Source organism: Streptomyces candidus (assembly GCF_014207445.1).
Taxonomy (GTDB): domain Bacteria; phylum Actinomycetota; class Actinomycetes; order Streptomycetales; family Streptomycetaceae; genus Streptomyces; species Streptomyces candidus.
In genome coordinates, this window is sequence record NZ_JACHEM010000041.1 from 1 (window position 1) to 12,442 (window position 12,442).

General features: G+C 66.6%; 13 protein-coding genes and 2 pseudogenes. 7 read left to right on the forward strand and 8 right to left on the reverse strand.

Features of this window, described 5'->3' with window-relative positions; genetic code table 11:
* Nucleotides 1–98: 98 nt before the first annotated feature.
* Entirely contained in the window at nucleotides 99–449 is a 351-nt protein-coding gene (locus HNQ79_RS32630; protein WP_185036611.1) for a MerR family transcriptional regulator, read from the reverse strand.
* A gap of 55 nt (nucleotides 450–504) precedes the next feature.
* On the opposite strand from HNQ79_RS32630, the gene HNQ79_RS32635 reads away from it, so the two are divergent.
* Nucleotides 505–1,089 (forward strand): RBBP9/YdeN family alpha/beta hydrolase, encoded by a 585-nt coding sequence (locus tag HNQ79_RS32635; protein ID WP_185036612.1) that lies wholly within the window; start codon nucleotides 505–507, stop codon nucleotides 1,087–1,089.
* A 168-nt stretch (nucleotides 1,090–1,257) separates the two neighbouring features.
* Here the strand turns inward: HNQ79_RS32635 and HNQ79_RS32640 are convergent, their stop codons facing one another.
* The gene (locus tag HNQ79_RS32640) at nucleotides 1,258–1,710 is read right to left on the reverse strand and encodes an Lrp/AsnC family transcriptional regulator (RefSeq protein ID WP_185036613.1); all 453 of its coding nucleotides are present in this window, start codon (nucleotides 1,708–1,710) and stop codon (nucleotides 1,258–1,260) included.
* A 139-nt stretch (nucleotides 1,711–1,849) separates the two neighbouring features.
* On the opposite strand from HNQ79_RS32640, the gene HNQ79_RS32645 reads away from it, so the two are divergent.
* From HNQ79_RS32645 to HNQ79_RS32655, 3 genes and pseudogenes are all read left to right on the forward strand, one after another.
* Nucleotides 1,850–2,800 carry a DMT family transporter gene (locus HNQ79_RS32645; RefSeq protein ID WP_185036614.1) on the forward strand — a complete coding sequence of 317 codons (951 nt, stop codon included), beginning with the start codon at nucleotides 1,850–1,852 and terminating at the stop codon, nucleotides 2,798–2,800.
* Nucleotides 2,801–2,929: 129 nt separating this feature from the next.
* Nucleotides 2,930–3,562 (forward strand): annotated as a pseudogene (locus tag HNQ79_RS32650) (IS701 family transposase); the annotation flags it as partial.
* Between the two features lie 41 nt (nucleotides 3,563–3,603).
* Entirely contained in the window at nucleotides 3,604–3,906 is a 303-nt protein-coding gene (locus HNQ79_RS32655; protein ID WP_229923756.1) for a hypothetical protein, read from the forward strand.
* Nucleotides 3,907–3,980: 74 nt separating this feature from the next.
* Here the strand turns inward: HNQ79_RS32655 and HNQ79_RS32660 are convergent.
* Both HNQ79_RS32660 and HNQ79_RS32665 read right to left on the reverse strand, forming a co-directional pair.
* Nucleotides 3,981–4,362, reverse strand: a pseudogene (locus HNQ79_RS32660) (profilin).
* A 591-nt stretch (nucleotides 4,363–4,953) separates the two neighbouring features.
* Nucleotides 4,954–5,676, reverse strand: a complete 723-nt coding sequence (locus HNQ79_RS32665; RefSeq protein ID WP_185036616.1) for a hypothetical protein — start codon at nucleotides 5,674–5,676, stop codon at nucleotides 4,954–4,956.
* Between the two features lie 506 nt (nucleotides 5,677–6,182).
* On the opposite strand from HNQ79_RS32665, the gene HNQ79_RS34990 reads away from it, so the two are divergent.
* Nucleotides 6,183–6,287, forward strand: a complete 105-nt coding sequence (locus HNQ79_RS34990; RefSeq protein WP_444545298.1) for a hypothetical protein — start codon at nucleotides 6,183–6,185, stop codon at nucleotides 6,285–6,287.
* A 246-nt stretch (nucleotides 6,288–6,533) separates the two neighbouring features.
* On the opposite strand, the gene HNQ79_RS32670 is transcribed toward HNQ79_RS34990, so the two are convergent.
* The 4 genes from HNQ79_RS32670 to HNQ79_RS32685 form a co-directional block, all read right to left on the reverse strand.
* A complete protein-coding gene (locus HNQ79_RS32670) occupies nucleotides 6,534–6,737 on the reverse strand; it encodes a DUF6417 family protein (RefSeq protein WP_185036617.1) in 204 nt (67 codons plus the stop codon).
* A gap of 105 nt (nucleotides 6,738–6,842) precedes the next feature.
* The gene (locus tag HNQ79_RS32675) at nucleotides 6,843–8,636 is read right to left on the reverse strand and encodes an SMI1/KNR4 family protein (protein ID WP_185036618.1); all 1,794 of its coding nucleotides are present in this window, start codon (nucleotides 8,634–8,636) and stop codon (nucleotides 6,843–6,845) included.
* Nucleotides 8,637–9,202: 566 nt separating this feature from the next.
* Nucleotides 9,203–9,661: a peptidoglycan-binding domain-containing protein gene (locus HNQ79_RS32680; protein ID WP_185036619.1), complete on the reverse strand. Its 459-nt coding sequence runs from the start codon at nucleotides 9,659–9,661 to the stop codon at nucleotides 9,203–9,205.
* Between the two features lie 466 nt (nucleotides 9,662–10,127).
* The gene (locus HNQ79_RS32685) at nucleotides 10,128–10,508 is read right to left on the reverse strand and encodes a hypothetical protein (protein ID WP_185036620.1); all 381 of its coding nucleotides are present in this window, start codon (nucleotides 10,506–10,508) and stop codon (nucleotides 10,128–10,130) included.
* A gap of 397 nt (nucleotides 10,509–10,905) precedes the next feature.
* Between HNQ79_RS32685 and HNQ79_RS32690 the strand changes: the two genes are divergently transcribed.
* Both HNQ79_RS32690 and HNQ79_RS33365 read left to right on the forward strand, forming a co-directional pair.
* Entirely contained in the window at nucleotides 10,906–11,934 is a 1,029-nt protein-coding gene (locus tag HNQ79_RS32690) for a hypothetical protein (RefSeq protein WP_185036621.1), read from the forward strand.
* Between the two features lie 323 nt (nucleotides 11,935–12,257).
* On the forward strand, nucleotides 12,258–12,442 hold a 185-nt coding region (locus HNQ79_RS33365), incomplete at its 3' end, for a hypothetical protein (protein WP_221508371.1).

Genomic DNA, 12,442 nt, shown 5'->3' on the forward strand with positions numbered 1-12,442 from the left:
GAGGCCCTGCCTTCATGCGCGTACCGCTGAAAGATCACCCGACCAGGAACCCTGTTCGATCCACACGTCCCACAACCGGTACGACAACGGCTACTTAGCTAGCGAGCGGCGGCGAGTGCCGAAAGTTGCTGCCGCCTCTCTCTGAGCGCGGCTTCCTTGGCATCAAGGCGTCGTGCCAGGGCATCCAGCTCGGCCCGAAGGTCGGGGCACATCTCCAGGGACACACCGTGCTCGCCCGAACGAGCGCAATCGAGGTAACGGCGGATGATTGCGGTACTGAGCCCTGCGGCGATCATCGTCTTGATCTGGGCCACGAGCGCGATGTCGGAATCGGTATAGGCCCGGTAGCCATTGCGATCGCGCGCGGGGACCAGGAGCATGCAGTCTTCGTAGTGGCGCAGCGCTCGCGCTGTCACCCCGGTCAGCTCGGCGAGCTCGCTGATACGCACGGGTCCTCCAGTGATTTGACCTTCACGCTGGCGTGAAGCCTTACCGTTCAGCGCCATGACAAGGAAGACAACCCGAAAGCGGGCCACGATCATCCACGGCTACGCCGCAACACCCGAAGATCATTGGTTCGGATGGCTAGCTGCCCAGCTCGACGCCCGCGGCATTCCTGCAACCGTTCCTGCCCTCCCTGACTCGGGGGCGCCTGACCCTGATCGCTGGCTGGCGGCCGTGGCAGCCAGCGTCGGTACGCCGGATGAGGGCTCGACCTTGGTGGCGCACAGCCTCGGCTGCATCACGGCACTGCGCCACCTCTGCTCCCTGGTGGGTCCGTGGCGTCTCGGCGCGCTCGTTCTCGTCTCAGGATTCGTCGACACGCTGCCCGCGCTACCTGCGCTGGACCCTCATATCGGCAGGCCGCTGGATCTGGCCCGGATTTGCACCCACGTCGGCAGACTCACCCTGATCCGGTCGGACGCGGACCCCTACGTGCCACCGGGCCACACCGACCGTCTTGCCCACCTCCTGGGGACATCGGCCCAGATCATTCCCGGAGCCGGCCACTTCCTCGCATCCGACGGTGTGATGTCGCTCCCCGCGGCCCTCGCGGCGGTTACATCGTCAGGACCGACGGAGAGCTGAGGAGCGAGATGACACATCGTAATTCTGCCACCGTGCGCCGCCCGTTCGGGGTGCTCGGTCCGCGCCTTCGGGCGGTGGCTCGCTCGTGACCATGGGCGGCCTCGGTCAGAGCAGCGAAAGTGGCTTCGCCGCCGTGGGCGAAGCCACTCGCGCGGCCCCTGTGCAGAGTCACGCCGGTCCGATGACTCTCTTGCGCGTGTGTCCGTAGATCACTGATGTGCGTACGTCGGCGAGTTCCGGACGCTTCGTCATCTTGTCCAGAACCACCGCGTGCAGATGGTCGGTGTCACGGACGGCGACGTGCACCAGGAAGTCGTCGTTTCCGGTGAGGACGAAGAGCGAGATCACCTCGGGCATCTGCTCCAGGAACGCCTGGAAGGCCTCGATCACCGCACGCGTCGGCGGGCGGACCCGTACGGCGATCATGGCCTGCAGTCCGCGGCCGATCGCCGCGAGGTCGGCCTCGGCGTGAAAACCCGTCAGGACGCCGCGCTCGCGCAGCGACCGGATCCGCTCCAGACAGGTGGACGGCGCGATACCGAGCGCTTGGGCCATGTCCCGGTTGGTACGCCGACCGTCTTCCTGGAGCATCCGCACCAACGCCGAATCAAGTTCGTCCATGCTTGCCTCTCTCCGCTACTTTCCGAACCTAATTCGGATTCTACGCAATATCCCTGTTGCCTTGCTAACGTTCCCGGGAACTGACCGGCGTTTGTTCGGAAACCCCGGGTGCTCGACCTGATGAGAGGGGTGATTTCAGATGCGTGAGAAAGGGCCCAGCATGTGGGCGGTGTGTGCGGTGGCGGCAGCCGCACTGTTGTGGAGCAGTTCGTACGCGGTGACCAAGCAGGTGCTAGATGAGGTGGGTCCGCTCAGTATCGGCGCCGTCAGGTTCGCCCTGGCAGCACTGATTCTGGGCGTGACGGTACGGATGAACCGGCATCGCCCGGCCCGGCCTGCCGCACGGCAGCGGCGCCGGCTCTACCTGAGCGGATTTCTCGGGATCACCGTCTACTTCGTCCTGGAGAACGTCGGCGTCGATCTGTCCACGGCATCCGACGCCTCCCTGATCGTGGCCACGTACCCGCTGATGACGATGCTGCTGGAACTGGCCCTCTTCCGCACCCGGATGCCGATGCTGCGTGTGGCGGGCGTGCTGCTGGCCACCGTCGGCGCGTACCTCGTCGTGCGCAACGGAGCCGAGGTCGGCGGGGACGCACGGTGGACGGGCGACGTCCTCCTGCTGCTCGGCGGGCTGGCCTGGGCCGGGTACAACGTGCTCGGCAAACGCGCGAGCGCCGGCCAGAACGCCCTGAGTGTCACGTACTACCAGACCCTCGCGGGTGCGGCAGGATTCCTCCTCGCCTCCCTGCTGGAGGCGGGCGACTGGCGTGTGCCGAGCGCGTCCGCCTCGTCGCTGCTCGTCTACCTGGCCGTGGCGTGCTCGGTCGGTGGGTTCCTGCTCTACAACTACGGGTTGCGCACAATGGCATCCAGCGTCGCCGTGAACATCCTCAATCTGGTCCCGGTCTTCGGCGTCATCGGCGCCGTCGTGATCAACGGGGAAGCGATCCGGCCAATTCAGGCGGCAGGAGGCGTCGTCATCATCGTCGGGGTGATGTTGGGCATGATCGAGCGCGCACCGGGAGCCACGGCGCAGCCGGAGGCGGGCGAAGTCGAACCTGCCGGAACCGCGCCTGCCCGGCTGTAGTAACGGATGGCCGACGCATGGTCCGCATGACCACGGAATCCACGTCGTACGCCGCAGGCATACAGGCTGTCTAGTAGTGGTTTATTAGAAGGACTTGTCACGCTGGGTGTCTGGTAGTTCGCTGGTTTTATGAGGGCTGGTGAACTTGCTGCGTGTCGGGGCCGGTTGGAGGAGTTCATCTCGGAGGTGTTCGCGCCGTTGGCGCGGCGGGATCAGCGGGCCAAGGGCGGCCTCTATCTGCAGGGGCTGTTGCTGGATGGTCGGCGGAAGCCGATGCAGCCGATGGCCGAGCGGCTTGGGATCGACCATCAGCAGTTGCAGCAGTTCATGACGTCCTCGACCTGGCCCGTTCAGGAGGTGCGGGCCCGCCTTGCGTGGCGAGCCGTGCGGGCGGTGCGGCCGCAGGTGTGGGTGGTCGACGGCACCGGTTTCCCCAAGGACGGCGAGGCGTCCGCGGGGGTGGCCCGCCAGTACTCCGGGACTTTGGGCAAGGTGGGCGACTGCCAGATCGGGGTCAGTGCCCACGCCGCCTCCGACGCCGCCTCGTGCCCGTCGTCCTGGCGTTTGTTCCTGCCCGAGTCCTGGAACGGCCCGGACGCGGTCGACCGCCGGCAGGCTTGCCGGATCCCCGAGGACGAGCATCACCAGCCGAAATGGCGGCTCGCGCTGGACATGCTCGACGAACTTGCGGGCATCGGGCTGCGGCCCGCGGCTCCGGTCGCGGACGCGAAAGACGGCGCGAACGCGACGCGGCGGCCCGCAAGGGCAAGCACAATGGCCGACCGCCCGTCATCACCGAGGACATGCCGCACACCGTGCTCCGGCGCCGGGCGAACGACGAATCGGTCGAGCAGATCCAGCCCGACCTGATCATCCCCACCGGTAAGCGCAAGGGCCAGGCCCCCAGCGTCGCGAGCATCTACCGGGCACTCGCCGAGCACAAGAAGCAGGAGGCCTACACCGAGGTCATCGAGGCGGCGCACGCCGACTTCGCCAACCTTCAGGACATCGACGACATCCCTCGCCCTCGCCGAGTCCGCATCCGACGCCCGGACGAGGAGGCCGATCTCCGCCAGCGACTCCAGAGCCGACCTCATCCGAACTGATCGTTCTCAGCGCCGACCGCTGTACCGCTGCGCCCCAGGCCGTACCAGTGCCGAGGCCGCATCAGCCGGCGTGATCAGGTCCCCGTGCTCCTGAGGTGGTCGGCGAGGTTCGCCACGACGGTCACCGCCTCGTCGTCCTGCACCGGCGCCGCATATACGCCGACCACAACGCAGTGGATGGTTTTGACAGCCACGAGGGCGCGCCTGTCCGACTTGCCGCGGATGGTGCCCCGTCTGCGGCCAGCGTGACGAACCTAGATCCGTTCATGTAAAAGCCGGTGCTCTGGATGGTGCTGTTGTCCGCGAACGCGGCAGCAAGGGCCGCACCCTCCTGCGGGCGAATATCGATGCCCCCGATTTGGCCCAAGTGCTGCCGTCGTGGCCGAGGATCGCGGCCTCCGTGATCTTTCCGCTTCCGATGAGGTGGGAATCGATGTACGTGTGCCAGTCAGTCATGGCGTCCTCCGTGTCGGACGTAAGGGGGCCTGCGGTGCCGACCCCGTCGCATGATTCTGAACCCCTGCAGGCAGCCGAACGCGGTTTTCCTCTCAACTCGTCACCCAGGCACACGCATAATTCGCTGACTCCAGGACACTGACGACATCCCAGCTTCCGCCGTTTCCGGCCGAGGAACACCGGTACAGCGGTTTTCGGTCGTACTCTCGGCGGGCCTAGCGCTGGGCTGGGGCCGCCCGGGACGCCCTGGCCGCCGTCGAGCGGCTGGCAGCGCGCATCTTCACGCCGGACACCGAGTCGCAACGAGCTCCCTTCGCGGCGGCGCCCACCCTACTTTGCACCGTGGGTCAGGGATAGGACACCGGGGCCGAGTAGTGCGCGGTGCCCTTCGGCATGTCTTAACGCGAGGCGCGGCGGCCGTTGATGACAGCGCGTACGGCCCGGTCTCCACGGAGGTATCCATACCGCCGTCGTTCAGCCCCAGGCCGGCCGGTGCGGGAGGGAGGCCGTAGGAGGAGGAGACCAGTGCCGCACTCCGGATGCCCGAGTGTCCAAGTAGAGGGGCGGCAGCCGGCGATCGGTGGGGGCGTGTCACCCCGAGGTGCCGGTGATGAGAGCTCGTATCTTCTCGTGCTGCTTTTGAGGGATGTCTGCAGGGACCGCGCCGGAGTAGGTGGTGAGGACGCCACCGGTGCGTACGACCGTGATGGGCACGGTCTGGTTCATCGCGATGCCCGACACGGTCCAGGTGAAGGCGACCGCGTCGTCCCCGGCGTCCGGAGCCTTCCGTTCACCGATGACGATCGCGGCGTCCTGATCGCCGTAATTCATGGTGTAGGCAATGAAATAGCTGCAGGTCAGCAGGGCTTGACTGAGGGAGTCCATCACCGTTGACGCCTCCTTGACGGAGTAGCTGCTCAGCCTGACCGAATTGAGCTTCGTGAAGTCGATGTCCTTGCCCTCGTCGCCCCGTCGCGTCATGCGGGCCCAGACGTGTGCGGCGGGCCGGTGCCGTACCCGGTCCATCTCGAAATCGACCAGCGCTCCGCACGCCTTGGGGCTTTCCGGGGAGAGGCGGGTGCTCTCGGGTGCGCTGATGGGGGCCGGCGTCTCCGTCGCCTCCGGGTACGGCCTGGCGATGAAATCCTGGAAAGGATCGCCGGCCGGCAGCACGGACCGCAGGTCGGCCTCGGTCAACGGCTCGGTCCGAGGCGCCCGCGGCGGGCCGGACGGGCCGTACCCGCAGGAGGTGATGGCGGCCAGGCAAGCCGTCGCCGCCACGGCGGCCACAGCGGTACGCGGATAACGAGACATCAGACCCCCAGATGAGTTCGGCCATTCTGCACACATGCCATGCCACGCCACACGGCCGGCAGGTGCGACGCGTGCGTGGGCAACTCGCGATTGAACGGCGCAGGGGTGCCGGCCCGTCGAGGACCTCAAGGACAACCTGTCTGATCGATGGCTCTTGTTCGTGGCCGGCGGAAGGTACTCTCCGCCTCCGGGCAGCGCGGAAGGGCTGGCGGGTGGGAAAGGCGTGGAGGACATATCCCTCGAACGGCACGTGCGTACCGCGGAGTTGGGCACGCACCCCGGCAACAAGGGTCCCGAAGGTGCCGCAGGCACCAAGAGCGTCGCAGGCATTGCACCCGCCGTAGCGGCGGGCCGGCCGGGGAGCGCGAAGCAGCGGGCGGCGAGAAGTCGGCAGGGGCAGCTTTCGCTCTCACGCCGATCGGCACCCATCACCCAGACGGCCCCGATGCCACCATCGTCGAAATCGCGGCAACGACCCCGACCAGCTCGCCACATACCTCCTCAGCCTGGGCACCACGCTACGGGTCCTGTCACCGGACCGCGTACGGGAGGCGCTGCTGCGCCTTACCCGCGAGCTGTTCGAGGACAACGGGGGCGGTCAACCCCGGTAGCGGGCGTTGCGCCGGGTACGAGGCCTCAGCCGCAACTGGTGTCAGCGGGCCGCTCAGGTCCTTCGGACGGATGTGATCAGCGGGTGCCTTCGGGACCGGCCCGGACGGCGGGTCCGCGATGGCCAACCTACAGAAGTCCTGGGTGGGCGCAGGGGGCCGCCACGAACGGCACGGTCAGGAGTCCGCGTGTGCGCCCGGCCCGGTCCACGGTCTGGGGTCGGGCACACACATCGCCCCCGCGGTGTCCTAGCCGGCGGGTTCCGGTGGGATGCGGGAGCTGAGCTGCTGGGCAAACCAGTGCGCTTCCTCGGCGAGTTCGTCGTCCTCGGCAGCGATGACCTGCAGCAGACGCAGCAGGTCATGGCTTTCGGAGAGGGTGAGCAAGGGCAGCAGCGGACCGGCGTTCTCTGCAGCACCGTGCGCGGGTGGAGTGGTCTGGGGGAGAGTCATGACCTCCACAACGCCCACGGCCCTGCTCGGATACGCACCGGTACGCCAACGGAGTCCCCACAGAGACCAGCAGATAACGCTAAGCCGATGATCTTGGGCGGCTCGCTAGTCGGCCAGGTCCGCCGCCAGCTCGTCGCGCCAGTGCACGGACATGCGCAGGCTCAGGATCGTTTCCGCCGCCGAGGGCAGGGGCAGCAGCAGGAACCGGCGCAGGGCCCCGGCCGCCGCGTCCCGTGAGTGCCACGCCACGAGGTCGGCCTCGGTGACGGGCACCGGGGCCGACTGGTTGCGGGCCGCGTCAAGCATTCCGCGGACGGCCCGGGCCTCCGCCCGGATGGTTCGCATCCGCAGGTCGAGGGCCTCGTCGGCCGTCAGATCCACCGGCTCGCCCCGGCCAATTTGCTCCAGCGTCCGGGCAATCTCCGAGTAACCGTCAATGCCGGTCTCCGATGCCAGCCGGGTGAGCTGCGCCGTCATCGCGGAGCGCAAACGCCCCGGTGGAGTCTGTTCGACGAGGGCCCCGAGATCGACGTCGCGTACGACGGTGACCGGGTGCCGCGCCTCCGGCACCTCGTCGAGGACCGGCAAAAGCAGTGCGCTGGCCAGTGGTACGGCTGCGTCGTCCGCCGGGTCCCAGCTGATGCCGTGCTCCGCCGTCAGGCCTGCCAGCAGTCGCGCGTAGGCGGCCGTCGAGCCGGGCCAGGGATCGACGCCGATCCGCTGCCACTGCTGTCCGTCGCGTCCGAGCGCGGGCTGCCCGTCGGAGCCGGTCACGTAGTCCTCGCGCGGCGATTCGACCCGGTGGCATGCCTCCGGCCGCTCCGTGCCGTCCTCCATGACGGTCACACGCACCTCGTATCCCTGTTTCGCCAGCCGCACCACGCGGGTTCCGCGTGACAGCCGTCCCAGCACCTCGGGACGGTCGAACTGCGCGTCACCGCCCTCCTGCGTGGCGTACGACCACCCATTGCCGCAGGACCCGGCCCGGACCATCGGACGGTGTGCGGCCCAGGGCGCGCCGGCGGACAGTCGCGCCTGTTCCCGGCTGCGCGGCCTGGCGGTCGCGGGCACGGAGCCCAGCCGGTCCAGCAGCTCCCCGGGGTCGATGCCTGTCACGAACACGACGTCGGGCTGCACGGGCGGTGCGGGCTCGGGTCCGAAGAATCCGCCGCTTCCGAGGGTGAAGACGCCGTATACCCCGTCGGGCTGCGGGGCGGGCGGGGCCGGCTCGGCTGCAGGGATTTGCGGCTCGGGGGCCGCGGCGGCGACGTCCAGGGCGGAGGCCGGGTCGGCGACGACCGTCCCGTCCGTGTCCCAGATCAGCCGGCCCTCGTGGGCCAGGGGTGTCCGCCCGTCAAAGGACAGGCCGTCTTCCAGGGCCGTGGCGAAGTCGGAGAGGACGCGTTGCAGTCCCGACCAGGGGGTGAAGGTTGAGCCCGTCTCGTCGAAGTACCGGCCGACCCGCCCGTGGTGCGGGCCGGGGCGGGTGGCCAGGAAGAGTCCGTCGGAGGACTGCCAGCCGATGCCCAGGGTGACCAGCAGTCGTTCGTGCGGCCAGTACGCGTACTCGTCGCGCTCCTCCTCGTTGAGTTCGGCCTCGTCTTCGGCAGCATCCTCCCCAACAGCACGCAGAAACTCGGTGCTCGAGACGATCTCCCCGAGCCCGGACAGCGGTCCGTAGTAGTCGAGCTGGAGCGTTCCGTCCTGGAGCTCCACACCGTCGTGGCGCAGCAGCGATTCCTTCAGGTCGGGCGGGAAGCTCACTCCCAGCCGGAGTTCGGCCGCCGCGATGTCCGCCAAGGCGGCTGGCGGTCGCAGCAGTCCGTGGGTGACGGGGGCGTGCCTCGCAAGCCAGCCCTCGATGCGGTCCCAGGACTCTTCGACGGTGAACGTGATCATGCCCCGCACCCTAGGCGCGGGCGCTGACACCCGGATGGCCGGGGCTTTCCGTAGTCCCCGCAGCCCAGGCCCCAAGGTCAGACAGAAACCAAGTCACATGGTCCTGAACCTCCCTCCGAAACTCCTGGACCGTCACGTAGGGCCGTAACCGCCGCCCCACGCTGCCGGTCCTGCTCGCCCACCAGGAGGCCACGCCCGCCCAGCGTCGTTTCTGAACTCCTCCGGATACGGAGACCTACGTTCCACCAGGACACCCTTCCTCGGATCAACAAGATCCATTGTCAGAGTGTCCACACCGCCGGGGGCACCCTCACTGCCGCGTTGCTGTACACGTGCGCGAGGCAATCGCACGACACGACGGACGAGTTGAAGTCTGCGGGCGCGAGCGCGTACAACAACGACAACGGGGCCTCCATGGGCTGCTCGGTCAGGTTCGCACCACCGAGCCACCAAGAGGCCCCGCCTTCATGTCCGCACCACCGCAAGATCACCCGACCAGGAACCTTGTTTGACCTGCACGTTCCATGATCGGTACGAACGGCTTCTCAGGTGTCGCTCCTACGTGTTCAGCACCAGCCGCTGCAGGCGTTGGCAAAACGCTTGAAAGCCGCCTGGGTGCCCGACCCGGCGATCCCGTCGATCGCCCCGGTGTAGCCCCAGCTCGCCTTGAGCAGACGCTGCAGCGCCTTGACCGTGCCCGACCCGACGATCCCGTCGATCGCCCCGGTGTAGCTCCAGTGCGCCTTGAGGTTCCGCTGGAACGCTTTCCAGCTGTTGGTGCCCAGCTGGCCGTCGATAGCTCCGGTATAGCCCCAGTTCTCCCTGAGCCAGCACTGTGCGTACTTGGCCTGTGTGGTGCTCAGCCCGAGGTTGACCACCGCGAGCGGGGCGACAGCTTCGGAAGTGACAGCCGGTGCCGTGGCCGACGTGGGTGCCGCGAGGGCGGCGCTTGCCCCAGCCAGGCTTCCGGCGGTGATCCCGACGGCGGTAACAGTGCTGACGAGCGTCCTTGTCAAAGCTCGCATTCGTTCCCCCTACGGTCGTGGTAGACCCGACCGCGTCAGTGCGATACGGGTCTGACGGCAAGGTTGACGCTACCTTTCCCGCATCGCCCGGCTAAGCCTGCTATCGGCCAGATCGAGAACGGCCAGCACGAGCCACTTGCTGGCTGAAGTCGCCGTCTTGACGGTGCGCGGGTGTCCCAGTTCCTCAATCGGGTTGGCGGGGTGCACTTCGTAGGGCAGGGCCAGGGCTTGCATGCTGGCGAAGGCGAGGGCCGAGTCCAGGGGCCAGCATGGTTGCCGGCGGTCGTGTGCGATCTGCTTTTCCAGGCGGTGGAGGATCTGTCGGCTGACGCCGGTACGTGGCGGGGCAGGGGCAGTCGCAGAAGCGGGAGCGCGGCCTGTCCTGGGCGGTGCAGCCGAGCTCGTGGAAGAGGGCGCTCTGGCTATGGGCCGCCTTCACACGATGTGTCCCGCCGTGCCGTGTGAGTCAGCCGAAGATGAGCACCACGTCCTGGTCCACGCAGCTCCGCAGGACGGCGACCAATTCACTGACGTCTTCGATGCGCCGGCGGAGGACGGGGTCACTGTCGCCTGGGTGACGTTGGCTGAGGATTTCCTCCAGTCGCGGCAGTATCGCCGCGCATTGTGCAGGTGTGAGGTGTCCCTCGTCGTCCGGGTGGTTGAGCAGTGGTGCCAGAGTGGTGGAGACGCTGGACCACTGGCGATCCCCGCCGAAGCCGTCCATCTGGGCGAGTGTGCATCCTTCCGTCTGAGCCAGCCACTGCCTGAACATGCTGAAGCCGGTGTAGGACCAGGAGACGTCTGGACCCGCCGCGTTGTCGTCATCCGGAAAAAGCATCAGCCCCATCGCTTACCCCCTCGTGCTCGGTGCCCCAGGATCATCCGTGTGCGGGGGAGTCAGCAAGAGAAATGACCTCTTGTCGGTTCCGCCGCGCGACGGACCGGTAGGGGTGTGCCGTGTTGGTGTTCTAGCCTTCGGCGGCGTAGCCGGCGAGAGTATCGGTGATCACTTCTGCCACAGCCGTTGGCATCGCTCCTGCGTCGCCGTCGGCTGTGCGTTCCGCCGTCACGTCGCCGTCTCGCCTCGCGCATCGACCCAGCCTGTGACTCTGCAGCGCGGCCACCACCCGCAGCCGCACCACCTCCTGCGCGGCAGGCCCCAGGCCCCGCGCACCCCCAAGCTCGATCACACACCCTCTACGAGCAAGGCAACCAAACCGTTTCGGTTCCATACGAGGAGAAGAATGAATCCTACAGATGTCGTCCAACTGATGGGACTCTGCACCGACATCGAAGAGAGTGAACCGCGCCACAATGCGACTGAAGATGGCCGTGTGATCCCGCGAGATTTCTCGTCCCTTTCGCGGCTTGTACCGCCAGGGGTAATTGCAGGCTCTATCATTTTGAGTCGACCTCATCTTCCTGTGCGCTCCCTCCAAGAATTTGTTGACAGCGCCGATACTGACGCTTCCTCGCGCATCGCCAGCATGAAGGATTCACTGCTCTTTCGGGCGCAGTCCATTCCACTTCCTTTCTTTCCTGCCCCTGGTGGAATGGTTCCGTGGGGACGGACCACGCGAGATGGCGTACTACTCTGGGACACTACTGCGCCAGACAGTGCGGACTGGACCACCGTTCTCACTGATTCGGACTTCCAAGTGTGGGTAGATCTGCCATTGACCACCTCCCCGCTCATCTGGACAGTACTTAGCGGAGGAAGTGGCAGCACTCCCGCCTTTGAGACGTTCGAGGACTTTGAGCAAGGCACCTTCTGGGAGGTCTACGAGAAGACCCGAGAGACGGCTTTCACTCTGGCCGATCAAGAGATCGGGTCGACGGCAGAGGTACTTGAACGGGTTCGCAGTATCGGCGTGCCGGGTCTCCACGGATACGCGGACAAACAATTCAAATTCGCCACAGGCGACTGCGTTGCAGAATTTCCGGAGGACTATACGGCAATTATGAAAGAATTCGCGGGAGGGGTTATTGCGGGGGTTCACGTATTCCCCCCGTCGAGGAGCCTTGCGACCAGGACCAATGACCTGGGAGGCGGCATGTCAGAAATGCTCAAGGCGCTAGGAAAAGACACGTCATTCATGCAATGGGGGGAAGTTGACGGCCGGGCTATGGGGTGGCTCACCACCCATGAAGATCCAACTGGCTGGTGCGTCGCCTACCTGAAGGCGGATGGTTCGGCGCTTACCTGCCTGGAAGATCAGACCTTCGCAACGTTCCTGCAACGCCGTTTGCGTGGCAACAATTCGCTCTTCTGAGCATAAGACGGTGGGCCCGTAGTTCCCTGACTGCCATTTCCGCTCCGCCTTCTCCTACGACTGCGAGAGCACCTGCACTCGACCAGGAAGCGCGAATGCGTACGCAGACGTCACCTCGACGACTACAGGGATGCCCGGATCCCGCATTTCTGCCCCTGGACAGACCACCGGTCCGATCCGAGATGCCTGTCGCTCGAACCCTTGGGGCCGCCTCGCTCCAGAGTTTATCTGAATTAAAAAATGAAGCAGAGGATTGATGACTCGACACGCACGCCGCGGGTACGCGGGTTACGGATACTGCTCCCCACCGTGTCGGAGATGTCATGAACGAGAAGGCTGAAGATCCCCGGGGCAACCGGTTCTGCAAGGCGTGCGGGACACCGGCCGAGGACGGGAGGCTGTGTGAGCACTGTGGCAGTGTCCTGGGCCTGCCGGACGATGCGGGGCTGGTCGAGGACCAGGGTGTGGCAGCACGGAGGGTCTTCGAGGGAGACAGCGGGCAGCGGCA